This is a genomic window from Fluviispira vulneris, assembly GCF_014281055.1.
GTDB lineage: Bacteria > Bdellovibrionota_B > Oligoflexia > Silvanigrellales > Silvanigrellaceae > Silvanigrella > Silvanigrella vulneris.
The window spans coordinates 113,826-135,853 of record NZ_JACRSE010000005.1; the positions used below are offsets into that span (position 1 = coordinate 113,826).

At 30.3% G+C, this 22,028-nt stretch carries 22 protein-coding genes; 5 read left to right on the plus strand and 17 right to left on the minus strand.

The annotated features are described in order from the left end of the window. Positions 1 to 140 precede the first annotated feature (140 nt). Complete coding sequence (locus tag H7355_RS11935; protein ID WP_186647804.1) at positions 141 to 365, plus strand: hypothetical protein; 225 nt, start codon at positions 141 to 143, stop codon at positions 363 to 365. Between the two features lie 267 nt (positions 366 to 632). Further along, positions 633 to 1,928, plus strand: coding sequence for a 3-oxoacyl-ACP synthase III family protein (locus H7355_RS11940; protein WP_186647806.1), 1,296 nt, complete (start codon positions 633 to 635; stop codon positions 1,926 to 1,928). Positions 1,929 to 1,931: 3 nt separating this feature from the next. On the opposite strand, the gene H7355_RS11945 is transcribed toward H7355_RS11940, so the two are convergent. Continuing rightward, positions 1,932 to 2,243 carry a hypothetical protein gene (locus H7355_RS11945; RefSeq protein ID WP_186647808.1) on the minus strand — a complete coding sequence of 104 codons (312 nt, stop codon included), beginning with the start codon at positions 2,241 to 2,243 and terminating at the stop codon, positions 1,932 to 1,934. Positions 2,244 to 2,638: 395 nt separating this feature from the next. On the opposite strand from H7355_RS11945, the gene H7355_RS11950 reads away from it, so the two are divergent. After that, positions 2,639 to 4,552: a glycoside hydrolase gene (locus H7355_RS11950; RefSeq protein WP_186647810.1), complete on the plus strand. Its 1,914-nt coding sequence runs from the start codon at positions 2,639 to 2,641 to the stop codon at positions 4,550 to 4,552. Here H7355_RS11950 and H7355_RS11955 read toward each other — a convergent pair. The 4 genes from H7355_RS11955 to H7355_RS11970 form a co-directional block, all read right to left on the minus strand. After that, entirely contained in the window at positions 4,542 to 5,273 is a 732-nt protein-coding gene (locus H7355_RS11955) for a hypothetical protein (protein WP_186647812.1), read from the minus strand. The genes H7355_RS11950 and H7355_RS11955 overlap by 11 nt on opposite strands. 21 nt (positions 5,274 to 5,294) lie before the next feature. Continuing rightward, entirely contained in the window at positions 5,295 to 6,503 is a 1,209-nt protein-coding gene (locus H7355_RS11960) for a tetratricopeptide repeat protein (protein ID WP_186647814.1), read from the minus strand. Between the two features lie 83 nt (positions 6,504 to 6,586). Continuing rightward, positions 6,587 to 7,228 (minus strand): hypothetical protein, encoded by a 642-nt coding sequence (locus H7355_RS11965; protein ID WP_186647816.1) that lies wholly within the window; start codon positions 7,226 to 7,228, stop codon positions 6,587 to 6,589. Positions 7,229 to 7,262: 34 nt separating this feature from the next. Next, a complete protein-coding gene (locus H7355_RS11970; protein WP_186647818.1) occupies positions 7,263 to 8,144 on the minus strand; it encodes a hypothetical protein in 882 nt (293 codons plus the stop codon). Positions 8,145 to 8,193: 49 nt separating this feature from the next. Between H7355_RS11970 and tyrS the strand changes: the two genes are divergently transcribed. Together tyrS and H7355_RS11980 are read left to right on the plus strand one after the other, a co-directional pair. Then, positions 8,194 to 9,459, plus strand: a complete 1,266-nt coding sequence (gene tyrS / locus H7355_RS11975; protein ID WP_186647820.1) for a tyrosine--tRNA ligase — start codon at positions 8,194 to 8,196, stop codon at positions 9,457 to 9,459. A 149-nt stretch (positions 9,460 to 9,608) separates the two neighbouring features. Beyond that, positions 9,609 to 10,538, plus strand: a complete 930-nt coding sequence (locus tag H7355_RS11980) for a class I SAM-dependent methyltransferase (RefSeq protein WP_186647822.1) — start codon at positions 9,609 to 9,611, stop codon at positions 10,536 to 10,538. 78 nt (positions 10,539 to 10,616) lie between these two features. Here the strand turns inward: H7355_RS11980 and H7355_RS11985 are convergent, their stop codons facing one another. The 12 genes from H7355_RS11985 to H7355_RS12040 form a co-directional block, all read right to left on the minus strand. Then, positions 10,617 to 11,234 carry a hypothetical protein gene (locus H7355_RS11985; RefSeq protein ID WP_186647823.1) on the minus strand — a complete coding sequence of 206 codons (618 nt, stop codon included), beginning with the start codon at positions 11,232 to 11,234 and terminating at the stop codon, positions 10,617 to 10,619. After that, a complete protein-coding gene (locus H7355_RS11990) occupies positions 11,231 to 12,961 on the minus strand; it encodes an ATP-binding protein (RefSeq protein WP_186647825.1) in 1,731 nt (576 codons plus the stop codon). The genes H7355_RS11985 and H7355_RS11990 overlap by 4 nt, the downstream gene beginning before the upstream one ends. Positions 12,962 to 13,548: 587 nt before the next feature. Next, positions 13,549 to 15,069 carry an ABC transporter substrate-binding protein gene (locus H7355_RS11995; RefSeq protein ID WP_186647827.1) on the minus strand — a complete coding sequence of 507 codons (1,521 nt, stop codon included), beginning with the start codon at positions 15,067 to 15,069 and terminating at the stop codon, positions 13,549 to 13,551. 15 nt (positions 15,070 to 15,084) lie between these two features. Then, a complete protein-coding gene (locus H7355_RS12000) occupies positions 15,085 to 15,294 on the minus strand; it encodes a hypothetical protein (RefSeq protein ID WP_186647829.1) in 210 nt (69 codons plus the stop codon). A gap of 29 nt (positions 15,295 to 15,323) precedes the next feature. Continuing rightward, complete coding sequence (locus H7355_RS12005; protein ID WP_186647831.1) at positions 15,324 to 16,229, minus strand: hypothetical protein; 906 nt, start codon at positions 16,227 to 16,229, stop codon at positions 15,324 to 15,326. A gap of 496 nt (positions 16,230 to 16,725) precedes the next feature. Continuing rightward, positions 16,726 to 17,433: a hypothetical protein gene (locus tag H7355_RS12010; protein ID WP_186647833.1), complete on the minus strand. Its 708-nt coding sequence runs from the start codon at positions 17,431 to 17,433 to the stop codon at positions 16,726 to 16,728. 17 nt (positions 17,434 to 17,450) lie between these two features. Beyond that, positions 17,451 to 18,611 (minus strand): MFS transporter, encoded by a 1,161-nt coding sequence (locus tag H7355_RS12015; protein WP_186647835.1) that lies wholly within the window; start codon positions 18,609 to 18,611, stop codon positions 17,451 to 17,453. Continuing rightward, positions 18,608 to 19,108 (minus strand): DUF2165 family protein, encoded by a 501-nt coding sequence (locus H7355_RS12020; protein ID WP_186647837.1) that lies wholly within the window; start codon positions 19,106 to 19,108, stop codon positions 18,608 to 18,610. The genes H7355_RS12015 and H7355_RS12020 overlap by 4 nt, the downstream gene beginning before the upstream one ends. A gap of 26 nt (positions 19,109 to 19,134) precedes the next feature. Further along, entirely contained in the window at positions 19,135 to 19,365 is a 231-nt protein-coding gene (locus H7355_RS12025) for an acyl carrier protein (RefSeq protein ID WP_186647839.1), read from the minus strand. A gap of 14 nt (positions 19,366 to 19,379) precedes the next feature. Further along, complete coding sequence (locus H7355_RS12030; RefSeq protein ID WP_186647841.1) at positions 19,380 to 20,345, minus strand: ketoacyl-ACP synthase III; 966 nt, start codon at positions 20,343 to 20,345, stop codon at positions 19,380 to 19,382. A 37-nt stretch (positions 20,346 to 20,382) separates the two neighbouring features. Then, entirely contained in the window at positions 20,383 to 21,081 is a 699-nt protein-coding gene (locus H7355_RS12035) for an HAD family hydrolase (RefSeq protein ID WP_186647843.1), read from the minus strand. A 26-nt stretch (positions 21,082 to 21,107) separates the two neighbouring features. After that, positions 21,108 to 21,917 (minus strand): AfsA-related hotdog domain-containing protein, encoded by an 810-nt coding sequence (locus H7355_RS12040; protein ID WP_186647844.1) that lies wholly within the window; start codon positions 21,915 to 21,917, stop codon positions 21,108 to 21,110. Between the last annotated feature and the right edge of the window lie 111 nt (positions 21,918 to 22,028).

Below are 22,028 nucleotides of genomic sequence, written 5' to 3' on the forward strand. Positions count from 1 at the left end.
ATTTAAATTATTTTTATTTTTTATGACTGTTTTGATTTATTTTTTTATTACCATTTTTTTTCTTTTTAATATGTGGATTTAATATTAATAAATCTAGAAAATTTTTACTGTATATAATTTCTTTTTTTTCTAATTGGTGTTTGTTCTTTTTAAACATACAACTCATTATAAAAAATGACAAATACAACCATGATGAGAATTTTTTATGTGATTTTTTTCCAGAAGCTACAAGCACAGAAGGAAAAGAAATAAGAGCATTTAAAAAACCACTATTTCAATCAGCTATACTTTCACAGTCGTCTGTTTTGCCTCTCTGCATAAATTATTTAAAGATCGATGGAGAAAACTTAAATATTGGCAAATAAGGACAAGATTTTTGGTATGGTGATATGTGCTTTTTTAGCCATCTGCTTAAACTTTTTTCCTGCAAAAGTATTCAAGCTGAAATAAAGTTCATAGATAGAATAGAATATAATTCTCAATTATCTAAAGCTCTTATGGCTGAAGAAAGCAATAAAATTATCAAAGAGAGTTTTATTCCAATTGCTTAAGATATAAATAATTTACATTTTTATAAAATTTGCTAATATTAAGAATTCTTTTGGTCATTTTATCTGAGGAAAGAGCTTATCTTGAAAAATATATCTAAAATAATACAATATGTTAAGATAAAATCAAGCTTTGCTTATTTACCAAGCCACGTGGTAGATAATATAAAGTTGGCTGAATATCTATCGACAAAAGACAAAACACCAGCAGATATGGCAGACACAATATCAAAGCACACTGGGATCTACGAAAGACGCTATGCCTTATATACTGAAGCAGCCAGTGATTTAGCTATCCAAGCTATCAAAGCAAGTTCAATCGATTTAAAAACCATCTCAGCGCTGCTTGTCGCTACAACCTCTGGGGATTTTCCTTCGCCTGCAACAGCAACTTTTGTGCACAAAGGACTTAGACTCAATAACAAGACTCATTGTCTCGATATTGCAAGTTCCTGCTCAAGCTTTCTTTCTGCTTTGCGCAGCTCATTCGGCTTTTTAACAGCGCAAGAAAATACCCTCGTGGTTGCAACAGAACTCAAGCACAAAGGGCTCACGGAAAATGATTTGCGGACAAAATCACTTTTTGCCGATGGTGCTGGCGGCGTTTATTTAACAGAGGGAAATGAAAAAGATGATTTCCTAGTCTTCATTCATCAAGAAAGCCAATCTGAACTTGCACAAAATATTCTTATTCCTGTCGGTGGGTCAAGAGAGCCTGTTACTTTAGAAAATATCGAACGCAATAAACTTACTTTTACAGATGCTAAATTTATGTATTTACAGACAGTAAAAGCAATTACGAATGCGATAGAAAATTGTTGGAAAACAAGAAACGAATATTTACTCACACGAAATAAAAAATGTATCGCCTGCACAATTTATATTCACCAAGCTAATAAAAATATATTGACCGATGTAATGGCTAAATTGCCTGAAGAAATTTCTACAAATATTCCGACCCTAATGGCAGATGTGGGAAATATGGTCTGTGCCTCACTACCAGTCTTGAGAACTCGCGTTCTTTTTTTAAAAGCTATTTTTTTCCACACACGCACTCAAATTGCAAAAGACAATCTTATAAATCACTTTTTAACTTTGTGTGCCAATAGTTCATTTTTCTCTTATGAAAAAGATGAAAAAGGAATTTGTTTTAAAACTCATTTTTTTGCGGAAGAAATTTCTATTTATGATGCTTGTACGAATAATGTACATGAAAGCTGGCTTGCTCGTATAGATGTAATTGAATATAATTCTTTGCAAAAAATATTTACAAATGAATACAAAATATATGAAGGAAATAAAGAGTATCAATTTTTAGATATTTGGATCGCTGCAGGAGGGGGATTTCAAACAATCGGATTGCTGCATGGCAATATTTAAGCACTATGGCAACTTCGATTCGGGCTGATAGGTTGCTTTGATTGAAAACATCAAAGGAAATTTTTTATTTGGATGTTTTAAAACATATTTGTCTGCAGCAATCTCCTCTAGGTTTGGAAAACAATTATAGAAGCTATAGGTAAATTCATTTAAATATTCAAGAATAAGACCTTTTTTCCTGAGCGCATTTACGATTTCACTCAATGAAAGACTCCATTCATAAGCCAAATGTGAAAATTTTTCATTAAAATCGGCATAGCTTCCATTTACTTCAGAACAGATAAAATTTTCATGAGTCGAATAAGCTTCAGTCAAGGTACCTTAAGAACATCCGAACAAATAAACTGAGCAGGGATATTGAGTTCCTGACTGAGTTGCTTTGCCAATTCTATAGCTTCATTGGAAAGATCAATTCCAGTTTCGGTAGCTCCTAAATGTGCCTATGAAATGGTATCTTGTCCCATATGACACTGTAAATTTAGCCCAATTATTCCACAAAGAAAGATTATTATTTAAATGCTTTTCACTCTTTTCCAAGTTTGCTTTCATCCTCTTTTTATCTCCATAAATATTTATTTTTTTTCCTACTCATTCTGCAAGGAGTTTTTCTTGCGCATATGAAAGAACAGGATATAATTCTGAATGAAGAATGATTGTCTCTTTAGCACATTCTTTTCTTTATGCCTATTCATATAATGCAGGAATTATAAATGAAAATTAAAAACTTTATTCCTTTAATCATGGCAACTCTATCACATTCTTTTATTTTTGCGCAAGATAAAAAAATACAATTTCATCTGCAAAATTGGGATGTCGAAATAAACCCAGAAAACCTAGAAGTTTCTTATACGAAATTAAATGAAAAAAACACTATTGCCTCTACATTACAAAAAGATCTTGGAGAGATTGCAAATTTAACATTCAATAATACTTCTGCTCAGTGGTTATTTCCAGCAAAGCAATTGTCTGTGTCTGTCACCCATAAAGGCGACGATCTCATATTTAAATTTGATTCTAATAAAGAACAGGTTTTAGAGTGGCCCAACACTATCACAGTGAAAAACTCTAAGAATTTAATTATTCCTGATGGTGAAGGTCTACTTATCCCTGTACAAAGCTTGTTTTGGCAAAATTCTATACAAAAATATGATGCGTCAGAGTATCCAATGGCGTACGCATTGACCTTACCACTCTTTGGTATCCAAACAGAAAATAATATTATATCATACATTTCAGAAAAGAGTTTAAACAATACACTTAATATTAAAAATCAGCAAAATAGAATGTATGCAGTTCAAAGCCATGAATTTAGAAAAATAGATAACTTCTCAACTTATGAAATCACAATTAATTATAACGAAACAACAAATCCAATTTTTCCAAGCCAGATCTTTAAAAAACAATTAATTGAAAAATCACAATTTTTGACACTAGATGATAAACAAAAACTTAATCCTAATATAAATAAATTATTTGGTGCAATGCACACTTATGTATGGGGTACAGGGAGAACTATAGAATTTTTAAATGCAATAAATAAATTAGGCATTGAAAAAATGTGGATAGGTACCGATGAAGGAGAAAACGATAAATTTAAAATATCTAAAGATTATATTCAAACAGCTAAAAATCTTGGCTTTCTAGTCGGTCCATATGACACATGGGAAAATATCCAAAACCCAAGGACGGCAGATACATATTTATCCGTTTTTCCAAATGCTTGGCCCAAAGCTGCTGTCATCGACAAAAAAGGAGAACCTATAAAAGGGTTTCATAATCGCGGTTATGAGGCAAGTTCCCAATATTTTGCCTTGCAAAACCCAACAAATAAAGACTTAAAAGATCGTTTAAATAAATTTGCAGAAACAGGAATAAATAGTTATTTTTTAGATGTTGATGGCACTGGTACGTTACACGATGATTATTCACCAGAACACGCCATGAATATTGAACAAGATTTAAATAACCGCATAGCACGTATGAAATTAATTTCAGAAGATAAAAAACTCGTTCTTGGTTCAGAAACAGCTGTTTATTTATTTGTTCCTTCCCTAGCATTTGCCCATGGCAACACTTCTGTCTTTAATGGCCCGCATTGGAAGCTAACCCGAAATAAGAAACAATATGGAGCCTGGTACCCTACAGAACGTCCAAGTTTTTTCTTTAAATCAATCAATGCGCCTACTGAATATATAAAAACTAAATTCAATTCTATTTATAGAATACCACTCTTCCAAGCCGCATTTCATGAAAGTATTATAACGACGGATCGCTGGGAAATACCAATTACAAAATTTAAAAATGCAATAAAAGATCGTTTATTGTTAGAATTACTGTATGGCATACCTACAAATTGGGTTCTTGATACTCAAATGGTAAAGGAACAGGCAGAAATGCTTAAAAAACTAAATGCTTTTTTCTCACCGCTACACAAAAAAATTGCCACGTTACCGCTATCTCATTTTTCATGGCTGACTGAGGATAAATTGGTACAAAGAACACAATTTGGCGATGATGTGCAATTAACTGCAAATTTTTCAGATAAAAATTATAAGGATATTCCAGCAAAGAGTATTGAATTAATCTGGTTAAGAGACAATAAAAAAGAAATATTTACACCTTAGCTTTTTCTTTTTTTCCCTCATAAAAAACTTGATCAAATACCTGTCTTTCTTCAGACATCGTATATGAAGCACGAGTGTCTTTTATCAATTTAGTAGCGAATTCTAATACTTCTTGTAGATCACAATTTTGAATTCCTTTGTTCAAAAACTTCATAAGACCTTCGTTGATTTTCTTTTGTGCACCTAAAGCATGTTCAATTCTTTGCGTTTGAATATCTTCAAAATTAAGGGATTGAATCATTGTATAGACTTGTGGGCGAAGCCTCTCTTCAAGACGGCAAACACTTTCCATGCGTTTTGAAATATCAGACCAAATGTGATCATAAGCATTGGAACTCGTATTATTATCTATTCCTTTTGCTTCTGCATCTTTTTCCACAGCTTCTCTGATTGCAGGTGGCAATAATGCGGGATTGGCTTGAGCCGCTGCTTCAGCAAAAATATCGTCTGCGCGAGAATTTGCGCGGGTATTTAGAGTCGCTGCTTCGTTGTGAGTTGATTTATTAAATAAACTTTCAAAAATCTCTTGAGCTGAACGTCCCTCTTGCACAACTAAATTATCCATTTGTTGAATGGCAGTGGACATGGCTTCAACAAAAGATCGAACATTTGCTTGTAAATCAATCAATTGATATTCCATTAAAACTGAAAAATGAAAGAGCAATTGCACAAGCATATTTTCGGGACTTTTCGCATTTGTAAAGGGAAGTTCTTTTTCCATTAGGGATCTCCGTCACTGAAATCATTCTTCAAAACTTGCGCCTAATTCTGTTAATTTATCCTTAGCTTTCGTATAGTTGGGATCAATTTTCACAACGCGTCGCAAGACTTTAATGGCTTCATCCTTTTTTTCCCAAAGTATCAAAGTCACTGCCTTATTAAATAGCACAAGATGATTATCGGGATGTTTCTTTAAAATTTGATTATAAGTTTGCACCCCTTTTTCATAATCCTTGGAATCGCGGTAACAAATAGCCAAAGAATTTGCATAACTCACATTCTCAGGATCAAGGTGTACAGCTTCTTTCAAAAGTTTTAACGCACTGACATAGTCTTTTTTTGAAAAATAACAGAATCCTAACCGCTCAATAATATAAGGATGTTTTAAGCCTGCACTGGTTGCTATGCTTAAAATTTGAATGCATTCATCGATTTTATTCTGTTTTAAAAGCATTTCAGTACAGCTTTCATAACGCACGATATTAAGTGGGCTGACAGCCACAGCTTTTTTTAAATCTTCAAGAGACTTTTCATTGTCATTCATTTGTGCATAAATTTCAGCACGGACTACATAGGCATGGACATAGTTTTCATTCCGCTCTATCCCAAGAGTGGCATACTTTAACGCTTCTTCTAATTGTTTTTTTATTAAAAGAATCCTGGCAATACCGACTGGAGGGCGGGCAGCTTTGTGTGAGACTTTGAATAATTCTTGATAAACTTTTAAAGCTTCATCATATTCTTTGTCACGCATTTTAGATTTTGCAAATTCATATATTCGTTCAGGATTTTTAGGATTGATAAAAGCATTATAAGCACTGCGAATTTTTGGCAAAAGATCGCCTTGAGAAATGGGGCGCACAAGCAGATCATCCATACCTACTTCAAGTGCATACATCAATTCACCTTTATTTAGGGCTTTTGATATAAGGACAAATGCTGGTCGGTAACAGTTGTGATCTTCACTCAATTCTTTGAGCATATCGTAACCATTTACAAACTCAAGATCATCACCTTCAATGGCAATATGAACAGGTTTTACGCGTAATTCCGCTAAAGAAGCGTGACCATCCCTATCCGTTTTGACATTGGCAAAACCAAGCTTCTGCAAATGGTGCTTTATAATCAGACGAATTTCATTATGAGCTTCACCCACATGAATTGAAAGATCCGTGCTAAATGGGGTCGGTTCACTTAAACCAAACATCTTAAAGAGATCTATATGTTCCACTCCAAATAGCCTCCACGCGAAGCATTTTGCAGTCTCAAAAGAACTCTTAAGATTCTGATTTTCAAGGAAAAAATATTAAGAAATCATTGCCCCAAGCCTGTTGCTAAGAGTTTTCTTCCTTTAGAAAATAGAACTTCAATTTTATTGAGCCCGCTTTCCGCAACCACAAAGCCAATACCAAAAGATTTATGATTGAGTATCTCACCTGTTTTGAATCGTACAGATGCTTTATACTCTTTAGCTTGCGAAACATTATTTTTTTGCGCACTTAAACGCGCTTCAAATTGCGCAATATCTTCTGAGGTGCCGGCTTGCATACTTAAAGGTAGCTGAGCAACCGATTTTGTACTCGCTCTGGAGTCAGAATCATCTTTTTTTCTAGCTTTTGCTTTTGACTTACTTTTTTTCTTTACTCCAGGATCATCTCCTGTGAGGCGCTTAGCCCCTGCATCTAAATCAAGATCTTGTTCTTCATCACGTTCCATTTCCCGAGTTCCTCCTTTAGCTAATTCAGCCTCAGATTTTGGTGAGCGATATAGTTTTTCTGACTTACATGTATTGCACAATACCTTTTCAGGCTTATTATTTGCGCCACAAGTTACAATAGTATGAGTTAAATTCATCTTGCAACGATTGCAGTAAGCTAAAATGTCATTTCCTACTCTTGATGAAGATTTTGACTGCGATGAAATAAAAAGTGAATTCGGACCATCCGTAATTGCCATTTTTCCTCCAAATGGATCCAACGAGAACTAAAATTTAAAGAGAGAGAGCGACCTGTGCGCCCGCAGTTTGCCTGAGTGTTGTATCATCGGAATCAGTCTTGACAAGTGTATAATAGAGACGAAGCACTGGACCATTAAAAAAAATTCCTGTTCCCCAAAAAAACCTTGATTCATTTGGATTATAACCAACACTTCCTTTAATATCAAAGAATCTATGAACTGCAACATTAAAGCCACCTACTGCTGATAAAAATCCTGACTTTGAATCAAACAAAGCATCGGCACTCAATGTGTAATAACCATCTAAAACAACAGTGGATATCCCTGCATCAAAGCTTGTTGGGTTGTATTTATCAAACATCCCAAGGCTACTGAGACCCAAAAATATAGGACGACCACTTGCCAGGTCAATTTGATAAAACAAACCTGCACCCATTCTATAATTTTCTGCTTGCCATTTCCATTTCTCAGTCAATATCAGTTGCTGATATTCAAATGACAGACCAATACTTAAATTTTTAATTTCAGGAATTTGATAAGCAAGTCCTAAAGTAAATCTTCTATCGCGCTCAATGTCATCACTTGAAAGAGTTTCTCTGGCTCTTAAAACCGTTGCGACAGGAGTTAAATAAGAATCAAAAATTCCAAATTCAACCATATCAGCCTGCTTTTGCCACGCTGTACCTCCAAATAAATAATATTCTTTTTTTAATGCTGGCAGAATAGCAGGATTGGCATCTACCATCGAAGCATCCCCTGGTGCAGCAGCACCTGCACCACTTAAAGCTGCAAAAGTAGAAGAAGGGGACATTAATGCATAAGAAGGCTTAGGTGTATCAGCAAAACTTAACTCTTGAAAAAATATATTAGACAAACAACACTGGACAAAAATAATATTCTTTAGTTTAAAGGACATTTTGAACTCCAAAAGAGAGATGCTTTCCACACAGAAAGGAAAAGATATCATGACAGCAAAAGGTTCTCTTATTTCAAAGCTTCGCGAGCGAGGCCTCATTGCGCAAATAAGTCACGAAGAAGAATTAGAACAATTGCTAGCTAAAGGAAACAAAAATGAAAAAGGTTTAATCCATGCAGCCTATTGCGGATTCGATCCCACTGCAGCAAGCCTGCATGTGGGGAATTTAGCTGCTCTCATGCTATTAAGAAGAGCGCAAAATGCTGGTTTGCAACCTATCGTTCTCTTTGGAGGAGCCACAGGAATGATCGGGGATCCCACAGGAAGAACCGATATGCGCCCAATGAATTCAAAAGAGCAAATCTCAGAATATATTGAAAACTTTAAAAACTTAGCCAAACGCTACTTCGATCTCAAAGCACCCAATGCACCTATTTTTGTCAATAACAATGACTGGATCGGGCCAATGAGCTGGATTGATTTTGCCCGCAATGTCGGTTGTCACTTCACCGTTGCGCGCCTGCTCTCTGCCGAAGTCAATCGATCACGCTTTCAAGAAGGTGGCTTGACCTTTATGGAACTCGGCTACCAATTGTTGCAATCATATGACTTTCTACATTTATATCAAAATTACAACTGTGCTATCCAATTTGGCGGGGACGATCAGTGGTCAAACGTACTTGGGGGGGCAGATCTTATTCGCCGCGTTGCCAGTGGAAAAGCTTTTGCAGTGACAACCCCTCTCCTTGTAGGTAGCGATGGCAAAAAATTTGGGAAAACAGCAGGCAACGCTGTCTGGCTCGACCCAAAAATGACCTCGCCGTATGACTTTTTTCAGTTTTTCCGCAATGTGCATGACGCAGACATTTTAAAAATGTTCAACGTATTCACTTTGCTGGAAAAAGAGCAGATCGATAAAATATTTGAAAATCCAAATATCAATGAAGTAAAAGAACGCATGGCTTTCGAAATCACTCAACTTGTGCACGGAGAAAGTGAGGCTATGAAGGCTTTAGAAACTTCAAAAGCACTTTTTTCTGGAAAAAGCGGTGATCTTTCCAATGCGCCCACTACTGAAGTGGAAAAATCTGAAATCGAAGCTGGTCTAGATATTTTAGCTCTGCTTGTAAAATGTAAATTATCCACAAGCCGTGGCGAAGCACGGAAACTTGTACAGGGCAATGGTCTGTATTTTAACGGTGATAAGTTAACTGATTTTACTTACAAAATAAAAGAAATTGATTTCCAAACAGAACACAACGCAATAGTTCTGCGTAAAGGCAAAAAAGATTATCACTTAGTTAGATTAAATTAATTTATAAACAAAATCATTTATTTCTTACTTGAATCCCCAAAAAACTAAGTCTATGGTTCCCAGTAATATGCTCAATAAATATGATTTTAATCATATTTATTGAGCATATTGAGTTAACTTTTTTACAAATACACTTTAAAGAGGATTTGATGAACAATCATAGACAGGCTAATATATTATCTCATAAAATTGAACAAAATAATAACTTTGATAATACTTATCAAGAAATAATAAATAAAATTAAAAATAGTATCTCAGACAAAATCTTGCAAGAAGAACTCATTAAAATTCTCGATAAAGTTAAAAGTTCTGAAATTGGAAGATTCTATATTGAAAACAATGGTTTTAATGGTTTTTGGACAGAATATATGTGTTCGTATCCTGAAACAAAAAAACTGGGCTTTAATGTCTCTGATAATGAAAATGAAAAATATCTGCTTGAAAAATTACCTATTGTTATTGCCACTCAACATAGATATCAAATTTTTAAATCTGAAATAAAAAAACGATTACGAGACAACATAAAAATAGCTTCCCTTCCATGTGGCTTAATGAATGACATTTTATCATTAGATTTTCATGAATATAAAAACTTTTTAATTCATGGAATTGATCTTGATAAGTCTAGCTTACAGCAAGCAAGAGCAATTGCATTGGCAAAAGGATTAATTTACCATTGCAAGTTTACTGAAGAAGACGCTTGGGATATTAATTACAAAAATGAATATGATTTATTGATTAGTCATGGTCTCAATATTTTCGTTGACAGTGATGAAAAGAAAATTGAAATGTATAAAAAAATGCATGCTTCTTTAAGAGAAAACGGAGAGCTTATAACGAGCACAACTGTTCCTCCACCTGAGCTCAATAAAGATTCATGCTGGGACATTGATAAAATAAACTCCAAGGATCAGAGATTTCAATCTTTATTTTTTAAATACTTCACAAATAATTATGAAAATAACGTTAGAACACCTCAACAATTATGCAATATATTAGAGAAGTCTGGATTTTCAAATTTTGAGATAATACCTGATGTATTAGGAGTTTTTGTAACAATCATTGCAAAAAAATGTTAGAAAAATTCATTTTAATTATCTTGAGTAATTATTAACTATTACAAGCCTCTGTTGAGAAGTGACAGGAGCTTGTATTTTTTAGTTTGGGTCATTGGACTTAAAGAACTTAGAAAGCAATTTTATAGCTGAATCAATTCTATGCTGATTTTTATTTTTGGACTTAGTGAAAACAAATTCTAGCAGTGCATCAAACAATTTCAGATTATCTTTACCTACTTTTTCTATTATTATGCTATGTAATAATAAAGAGATTTTAATGATTCGAACGAAATGAGTTGAATCATTTTTGTCAGCCATGAATTCCTGCATATATTCAGTACGCGTATCCAAATCCAAAGTATGATAATTTTCTAATAGAATTTTTTCCCAACCAAATAAATTTCTTACATTGGGTGAAAGATTATTTTTAATTTCTGTATATAAAAACTTATTGGGATTGTCTAAATAGTACGCGAATTCATGTAATGTCATATTATCAAGACTACCAAAAGTACACAAGGTCTCTATCGCATTCATGAATTTACTATCTTCAGGGTACCCTTCTATTTCTAGCTTACGATAATTTGACAGTGACATTTCTAAAATATCTGCAATATTTTGAGTCGTATACTGTGAGCGGTTGCGAAAGCCTTTTAAGAAATGTGTAATTCTTTTTGCGTAATATTTTGTTTGCTCATCGCTTAAAACTTTTTTCATAATCTCATCCTTTTGAATTTATCTGGAAACATATTTTTAATATTAGAGAAAGTATTTGGTTGCTTTTCAATAAACCCATCAAAAACCTTAAGTTCTTGTTCACTGCAACACACTTCAGAAGATAAGAAGCAAGGATTTTTATAGCCATATCTTCTTAATAAATCTACAAAATTCATTTGCACAATGTTTTGCTTATATCCGTCAAAATAGTAGTCTAATATAATACAAGAGATATTTTTTAATATTTCTGAATCTTCCTGAATTTTTTCAATCAGCGCTTCGGGACTTTCAAATACCAAGACATTTACATCTATTAAAGACTTCTTCCACATTTTAAGATAAAAATCACTGTCATCCACAACTAAAACAGTTTCCTTTAAATCATTATTATTAATATTCACTAAATTTTTTTTCTGCAATAAATAATCGTAAAAAATTTCATATAACCGGCTTTTAGATATGGGTTTTGCAATAAATTGTTTAGCTCCCATTTCAAATACACGATCTTGAGAAAATATTCGGTTTGTATGTATACATATGTAACAATTTTTATCAATATCTAGAACATATTTGATAATGTCGAAACCAGTATGAAAGTTATCTTTTAAATCGATATCAGAAATAATAATATTAGGCTTTTCTTCATTATAAATTCGAATAGCTTCATCATAGTTATTGGCCTTATAAAAACTAATATTTTTTTCGGAACCTAAAAATATTTCTATAGAAAGCTCATAAAGTGCAGATAAATATTTTTCTTCATCATCTATTAAAAGAACAGAAATTTTATAATTGTTATATAAAATTTCATTGTTTATCTGATTAATATTATCCAAACTCAATTCTTTCCTGTTTTCCAAGTAATTATCTATATTTAACTTCAGTATTACGTCTGAATTATCCGGTAAAAATTTATATTTTGGAGGACTGACTTTATCTGAGGAAGCTGGGATTGAGAAAATAAATTCAACTCCCCTTTCATAAGCTGACCTGCAATAAATTGTTCCACCAGAAGATTCTATTAATGTCTTCACACTATATAATCCTATTCCATTTCCTGTTTCTTTTCCTATGGTAAAATTAAGATCAAATATTTTTTGAATATTTTCCTCCGATATATACGCATTATTATTTCCAACACAAAATTCAATATAAATATATTCATTTACGACAATGTTTTTAGTATGAAACCAAATATTCCCAATTCCACTCATCGCCTCAATTGCGTTTGAAATGAGGTTATTTAAAATTCTCTCAAATTGTATTTTAGAAAAACAAATATTGTTTTTATGAGTAAATTTATATGAAAAATTAATTTTACATATCTCACTTATTTTAGAAGAGTTTAATAATGAACTATACACTATATCTTCAGGATTAAAGCTCTCTATATTTTCGTTCTTTCCAAATCTCATAAAATCATTTAACATATTCGTTACTTTTTCCAAATATATATTGAGATCAATTTTTGACTTTGATAGTTTTGCATTTACTTCGGTCAAGTTTTTGGATTTTTCTATCGATGATATAATGATGTTTAACATAGAAAATGGTGCTCTGATATCATGCGCAAGCATCCTGATAGATGTAGTTATACCAGTCATTTCTGCAGATTTAATTTGATTTACAAAGTGTTGATAACTTTTTAAGCGAATTTTGAGTAAATGTTTTGAAATTAAAAAAATTGCGAATATAATTAAAAAATATATAATTGCTATTAGATACATTTCAATTTCTTTGACAGTATAAACAGCAGGATAACTACTTTTAGAAAGATAATGTTTCTGAATAATATAAAATCTAAATTTATTTCGTTTAATTACCAAATTATTTTTATAAGATTTTATATCAATACTACATAATGAATGATTAGGTTGAATTATATAATTTGACTTATCTTCAATCCATAAGAAGCAAAAACTATTTGTTTTAATAAGATATGAAAATTTATTCTTGATATAAAATTCATCTCCTCGATCAAAGGAATGCAATATACTTGGCAGAGAAACTTCAAGAATTTTATTCGGAATAGTAAAATAAAATTAATAAATAAATAATGATAATGAGCCAAAAAATAAAACAGTAGCCAACAAGATAATAATAAAAGTATCTTTTTTTGATTTTTTTACAATTTCATTTTGTAGTAAGATCTTTATATTTATAAAACACCTCATAAAAAAATAAATACATATTGTTATACCCGATAAGCAAACTGTTCACCAACTGATTTTAATTTTTTAAAACTATTATAAAATATCGTAGTAATTTGAAGATAACAATTCTATTTACATTCATTCAATAACTTTCATAAAACTTATTTATTATTCATAATAATATTTGCTAAATGGAATGTTTGACCACCAAACTGCTCACCAACTGATTTTATTTTTTTGGGATTATAATAAGCTATTGCCGGTATTTCAAAAAGAGCAATAGCTGTATTGTTATCATAAAAATACTTCGATATTTTTTCTATATTTTTACCAAGAATATCTCTATTTGAAGAAAGTTTTGCTACCTCCAATAAGTTCTCTAACATATCGTCGTTGGGGTACCCATTTATCAGGGGACTTCCTTTTTTAAAAAAGGTAAAGGTGAGCAGAGGATCATAAAAATCAGCTCCTTTTCCCATTAAACGAAAAGGAGATTCAGCAAATTCACTTTGAAAGGTATCCCATATTATATCAGATTTAATAAACTCTATATTTAAACCTACTTCTTTAAGTTGATTAGTAATAATTACTCGATATGTACTCCCTAAATATTCTAAATCTGGAGTATAGGGAATTTTAAAAACTTTATTTTTATGCTTAGAAAGTATTTTTTGAAATATTTTTTTAGACTCATTTATATTATGTATTTCTTCATTATTCAGCCTACCAATCGAACCCTTTGTAACAATTTCATTTAATGGTTTGGTAGCTATTAATGTAGATTTAGAAATAGGATTTCTCATCAATGCAAGATTTAAAGCTTTTCTAAAATCAGAATTACTTCCTAATTCATTGTTATAATTAAAAGAAATTATTCGGATATAAATTGGAAAAATAAGTTCTTTTTTTAAATACACTGTATTATTTACTGCAAAACTGTCTTTTAGTGATAGATCTGGTCTTAAATTTCTTTTAAGATCAAAAATAATATTTTTAGGTGCATTTGGATAATTCTCAATATCAATTAGTTCAAGGGTAAATTGCCGATTTAATTTATCTTCATTTTTAATTATATAAGGGCCAACACCTATAGGCCATCTTTTCCAATTCAAAAGATCCTGCTCAAATTCTTCAATAGGTACCAATGAATAATTAGATCGTGCTAATGTATACATAAAACTTGGATTGGGAGCGCTCGGAGTAACTGAAAGAGAATATGCATCAATTATTTTAACACCCTCAACTAATCCACTTTTATACGCTTGACCAGGATTTATTTTCTCGGTCCCCTTTATGTTTATAAGCTGCATTGTACCTTCATTTCTAGCATTTGCAAAAAATGGGCGCAGTATACTAAACTCTAAATCTTCAATTGTAACTTTACGGCCATTTGTAAAGTAGAGATTGTCTCGAATTGTTAAAATATATTGATTCTTCCTATAATCCCAATTAAATTCCTTCAATGTAATTGGCTTTATATTAAATTCTGCATCCATATATACAAGTAAATTTAATACAGCTGTATTAAAAGTATATCGAGTGTCAGCAGCTGCATCTTCAACCCAAGGATTTTCTGCATTTGTAGGACTATAAAATACAATTCCACTTGTTTCCAATTGAGCTCCTATAAGATTAGAGTGAAATGAAATAAAAGTAGAAATAAGAAGTAGATATTTTTTCATATTTTAACTCTAAATTTAACTTTCACCACCAGCTGTCATTAGATCGATGGGCATATTCGTTCGCCAAAGTTTTTTTAAAGAACTATCTTCAAGTTTATTATTATCCAATTCAATATTTTTACAAAAATTCTCATTATATTCATAATTAATATCCAACTCATTTCCTTGAACATTTTGAGTATTGATCATTCCAATTATCGATATTAAATAAATACTTTTTTTCATATTTCCTCCAATCAAATATTTTAAATTATTTATTCATCAATTAATTCACATATTTCCAAGATTATACCTCCCCCTATCTTTGTTAAAGTACAATTATCAATTATACTTTTTATATTTGATTTCAGATCTACTAAAAATATATTAATTCTATTTCTGATATATATTTTTTGTTCACTAGTTAAATTATCCAGATTATCAATTGAGTAACAAAGCTTAAGCATAAATGCCAAGGCCACAGCCGAATGCAGAGAAGCAAGTGCAGGGCGATAAGATTTTCTTAAGGCTGAATATGCAATCGTATTTTGTGAATTTAAAATTAAAGGATCATAAGTTTGCCAAACATATAAAACCTGATGCCCAAGTTCGTGAATTAAATGAATTGAATAATCAATTTCTTGATACTGAGATGAATAATTATTTGGACTTATAAAAATGCTATCCATCATACGATAGGTACTAAAAGCAGTAAATAAATTTGCTCCCTTAAGAGGAAAAATAGGAAATATATAACTTATCATTCTTTCATATAGTTTGAACAAAAATGAATCAGAATCTTTAATAATATCTGTTGCAGTGTAAATTAAATTGACAAACTCATTTTCTTTATGAAAATTTTTAGAAGAAAAACTTACTCTTGTATTTTCTTTATCTACGATATAATCAAGTGGTAAATAGCTATCTTCTGATGTAAATATTTTTTCTAACTTGTTTAGCAAATTTAAATCAGTTATACACTTAACATTTTTCTGTAATGGAAAAATTCTAAATAAGTCTTCTTCATGAAAATCATTCCACTTACCAATAGAACACATTAAAGGACTATATTCATGATATGAGGAGCCAAGTTTAACGTTAAGCTCTTTTAGTAAACTTGTTTCACATTGTTCTTTAATTCTTAAAATATTATTATATGAATTTTCTGAAAAAAGATACATTTTAAATATCCTATTATTTTAATATTTAGAAGATAAATATCGTATTAATAATATTAAAATGCGATTAACATAAAACAAATTAAAAGTAAATACATAACTGTTCATTTTATAAAAAAAAGTAAAAGGTATTTTCAACAAATGAACTTTTCACATAATTATTAAAAATTTATTAAAATTAAAATATTTAACTTTTGAGTAACACTAAAAAATATTTATATATTATGAAATTATTCAATTAAAATAAGTAAATATAGAATTTTAAAGTCTAAATTTATTTCTGAAAAATAGACTCCCTTTTAGTAATATTAATTAAACTAAATTTTTTAATATCTATTTATTAATATTTTAAAAAACAAAGTATTTTTAAAAATTATAAACATTTTTTTAACAAAAAAAAAAAAAAACAAAGATATACTTTCAAAGCATAATTATGATCAATAGTAACAAAACTGAAGAAACCGAGTAGTTGCTACAATATTTAAATTTAAACGAATTTTTATATACTAAGATCTGCAAAATTATTTTTGACTAACCAACTATCATGTAACCATTTTTCTGTTTTTCTATGGCCTGGAAATGAAATCCAAATAATATCTCTTTCGAATACAAATACTTTTTTATTCGTTCCTATAATAACCCAAAACCATTTTTTATCTTTTGTATTTTGCATCTTAACTTTCATACCAGTAATGGTTAGATCAACAGTTTTTTTATTATCTTTTAATTGAATTTGTTCGTTATGTTTATCAATCCAACTTATCTTAAATGACTCAAGAAGATCAGGAGCATGCTCGTTTAAAAATCTCAAAGCAATTTCTTCAGCTTCAGTTTTGGATGGCAAATTTCCTTGTGCCAATGCAGCATCCATAAGGGTAAAACCACTTAAATTTCCATTTTCACTTATAAGCATGCTAAAATGTTCGCCCATTAATCCAGTATTGACGCCATCTGAGCGCTCATATCGAATAAGATCTGCGTTTTGACTATCAATTTTGACTTTCACTTTCTTAATTTTTTTATTAAATTTTTCTGGTATATCTAAAATCAGATTATTTTGCATCTGAGTTTGTTTCTGCAATTGTGTCTGCGTATTTGTATTTTTCATAACCTCTTCTTTCTTATCTAAACCTATCGCTGCGTAAGTATTAGTTATAATCAAAATTGCTATAATTGTATTTGAAAATTTATTTATTTTTAAATTCACTTTAAATATTCCTTAAATTAAGCTTCATGATAAGAAATCTTTTTGTAATCCGACTTTTTTGCCATATAAATTATAATAAAACCTATTAAAATATATGAAATTGGGACAATATTTAGAATTACTAAGCCAAATTGGGCAAAATATTGTGAACTTATTGGCGCAACACTTGCTCCAAAAAACAGCATAAAGCTATAGATCGCAAGTGAAAGCCCCCTATTTTGCATGCTAGATCTACCCGAGATAGATGCTATTAAACTTGGAGTCGTGATGGATACTCCAGCGGTTAAGACTGCACTTGCAATTAATAAATTTAAACTATTATTAAACAATCCAATTACAAATGCTAATATGGTTATCACCAACCCAATAAGTGTTGTTTTAAATGCTCCAAATTTACGGATGAGAGAGGAAGCCCAAAATACAAATAACAGTGTAGGTAATCCAGCAAACCTAAGATATTGTAAATTTACATTCAGATTTTTACCTAAGGATTGCATTCCAGAATGGAATGCAACAAAACTAAATAAAACAGTTGTGGCAACAAACCATGAAACTAAAATATTTGAATCTTTTAGCAATAAGAAAAATTGAGTTCTTAAAACAAATTTTTCCTTTTTCAAATTAGATAGAGTCTTTGGGGCAAAAGAAAATATTCCTAAAGCGCCTACTAAATAAATAGGGACTAAAAGTAGCATCACTTTGCAAAAATTTATATCTAACCAAGTAGATAGAAGTTGAATAACAGGAGCAGAAGCTAAAAAAGATAGACTGATTAAAGAAATTCCTAATGGGCGCTTGTTGCATTCAAGTGTTTCGCTGACCAAAGATAAAGCTGCTGGGGGAAAAGATGAAGCAACAAACCCTTGAAATGCTCTTGCTATCAATAAAAATGTGAAACTTGAAGATAAACTGATGACAAAAGTCATCAGAGCTAAAATACTGAGACCAGACACTAAAACCGTTCTTCTCCCGTACTTATCAGATAAAGAACCTAGCACTAAAAATCCTGCAGCATAGGATAATCCGAACACAGAGCTTACAAGCATTGACTCTGAAGCTGTTACATTAAATTGTGTTGAAATATTCGAATTTAAAGAAATTGGAACATACAATTGCCCAACAACAAATAATGCACATCCCATTAAAAAAATCATTAATAAAAAGTGATTTATTTTCAAGACATACCTCCTGTATTATAATTAATCAGTAAAAAAATTAAGATAGAAACCTTTAAAAGATTAAAATGCATCTGTTGGTATTGTGGAGTTTTAATCCAATAGCCAAAATATAAGCCACCACAAATAAAGAAAATCCACATTGCTACAAATAACACAAGTGAAAAGTTCATAAATTGAATCGCTAAGGTTGCATATTCATAATTAATTAAAATTGTAAGTAGATAAAACAATGCAGATATTATCATAAAAATACTAGTTATAAACTGATATAAAGTCACAAAAACTAAAGTTTTTTTTGCAAATGATTCCGAGTTAATCGATCTCTTCGTCAAAGCTTGACTCGTATTCTTATCATTTTTAATTTCTCTCATCGTAAACATGTTATGAAGTATATTAAAATTTGTACTTTTATCTTTCAAGTTATTCAAGAATATTAAAAATATCCAACAGCTCATCCCAAAAAAAACACAAAATTTAAAATAGTCAAAATAAAGCATCTCAACTCCAATTTTTACAAGGATAATTAATTAATAGATTTCACTATTACAGAATCCAGATAAGCAAATAAATCCTTAAATTTATATAATTTATCTAAATTATCAGGTTTTTCATTTACGCCATAGTGTTCAGATAGAAAAACCATGATAGAAATAAGATTTAATGAATCCCATTCTATTTTTTCATCATATATATCAGATGTAACATTTTTCTCAAAAATATTTAATACATTAGAAATTACTTCATTGTTATTCATAAAATATCCTTTCATTAGAAATCAATAACAGAAAGCGAATAAGAGTATCCAATTCCAAATCCAACCATAATTATTTTATCACCCCTTTTTATAGTTTTATTCTTTACAAATTCTGAAAAAACAATAGGAATACTTGCTGACACAGTGTTCCCATGTTCACTCATAAAGCACAAGAATTTTTCATCTGGTATTTTTAACTTATTTTTTAATGAATCTAGCATATATTTATTTGCTTGATGAAATATAAAAAAATCAATTTCATTTAAATTAATTTCAAAATCAGAGATCAATTTCTTAAACATCTCCGGCACTGCATTTATCGCAAAATGAAAAACTTCAGGGCCATTCATATAAAAATAATTATTATTGCTTTCACATGATTTCATACCTCCTTTATATGAAATTAAATTATTTAGACCAGAACCATCCGTACCGTATAAAAACGTGTTCATTTTCTGATAATTTGCTTTTCTATTAATCAAAATCGAAGCAGCTCCGTCACCAAAAATTGTTCTTGTTGAATGATCAGATGGTTCTAAATGTTTTGAGTAAGTTTCAGAAGTGATTAATAGAACATTTTCGGCTTGATGAGTTTCTAAAAGTCCCTTAGCAACTCCAAGAGAGTATATAAATCCTGAACAACCTTGATTAATATTTATTGCTCCACACCAATTTTGTAATCCTAAATTTTTATGGACAATACACGCTGTAGTTGGCATTAAATAATCAGGAGATTGTGTACACAAAATTAGATAATCAATCTCGCTTCTGTTAATTTTATGCTCTAAAAAAAGTGCTTCACAAGCACTTGTAGCAAGATCAGATGAAAATTCATTTGCATTTGCAATTTTTCTATTATTTATGCCAGTTTTTTGGTATATTTTTTCCGGAGTATAATTGCTGAATATTTTACTCGCATTATAATTATCAAAATCATTTTTTGACAAATAATAACTAATACACTCGATATTTGCAAACATATTTCATTCCTTAAAATATTTTATTAAGATATTCTTTCTAAACTATTATCCAATTATTTTTCTTAGCATGTGCCAATAGCTTTTTACATTTTGGGACAACTCGTGGATTTCCAACAAAATTCAACATTGGCAAATCTGAAATATGATCCCCATATGCAAAGCATAATGAATAATTAGAAAAATTATTTTTTAAAAGGTGATACTTTATAATATTTGATTTCCCTTGACCAATTACAGGCATATTTAATAATTTACCTGTGCATTTATCATTTATTATCTCCATTTTTGTGCACAATATATCATCTATTCCTATATAATCAGCTATTGGTTTAAGACAAGATTTAAATGAACCTGATACAAAAATAACTTTAGCTCCATTAGATTTATGAAAATTAATTTCACTGATTATTTTCTCATTAAAAAAATTACTTTTTTCTTTCACTTCATCAAACCATTCATGAGCGTAATAATTTAACTCATTTATATCTACTCCTCTGTAAAATCTATAATAAATTTCATTAATATTGTTTCTTGAAAATTTCTTAGTTTTTAAGTACTTAATTAATCCGATGTAATATAAATATTTTAGTAACACAATAATGTTAAATTTAAGAGTCATTTTTATTGTATAGAATCTCAAAAAACTAAACATACTTTTTTCTTTGATAATAGTTTCATCAACATCAAAAAAATTATAGTATGTACATTCTATTAGACTTATATTTTGATTAATCATAAGATCTCCTTGAATGAATCAAAATATTAAAAATTATAAGATTGCAGGAATTCGTTTTTTATCTTATGTGAAAAATTTTTAATATGTTTTTCAGCAATTTCTTCCTCTATTTTCTTCATTATTTTTTTATTATATAATTTATATTCAATTTCAATTTCAGAGCCTATTATGTTGTTTTGTATAAATTTAGTACTACTATTTATTTTATAAGTCCCACTTGTATGTACTTTCATATCTAATATGTGATGCTCAATTACAACATCAATTGGAAACAAGAAATTGTTAAATTTTGTGACTATATTACTCCAGATACAATAAAACTTACCTCTATTATTATGCTCTAAAATATATTTTTCGGAAATTGCAATCATCATTTGCCTAGCTGCTTCTATTAGAACCATTCCTTGTATATGTCTCCCTGTCATATGATCACTCATTTCCGCGCAAGAATCGTCAATAATCAAATGGCTCTGATATGTATTGTTATCGATTTTATGTGGACAAGTTATTAAAATATTTTCCTGCTTATGCTTGTGAGTATCTTTACTCTCGATTGTTGCTCTTGTCTCTGGGAAAATCACTTGTATTTCATAATCTTTTGCATATTTAATAATTATTTCTTTTTCTTGCTTATTTAAGCCTTGTCCTAAATAGTAAACAGATTTTTGCACACTATTATTATTACTCTTTAAGTCAGAAATAAAATTACTCAGAGTTATAACATTATTTCCTTGAGCAAATTCATCAAAATTATCTCCAACAATATAAAAAATTTCTTTATTTATGTATTCTATATTTAACACATTATCTTTTCTACTCAAATTGATATCTTGCATACACCCACCAATCTATAATTTTATTATCGACTTTTTTATAATAATCATTATTTTTATATTGTAAGAAATTTTGAACTTATAAAAGCACAATATTCTCTGATTTATATAAAT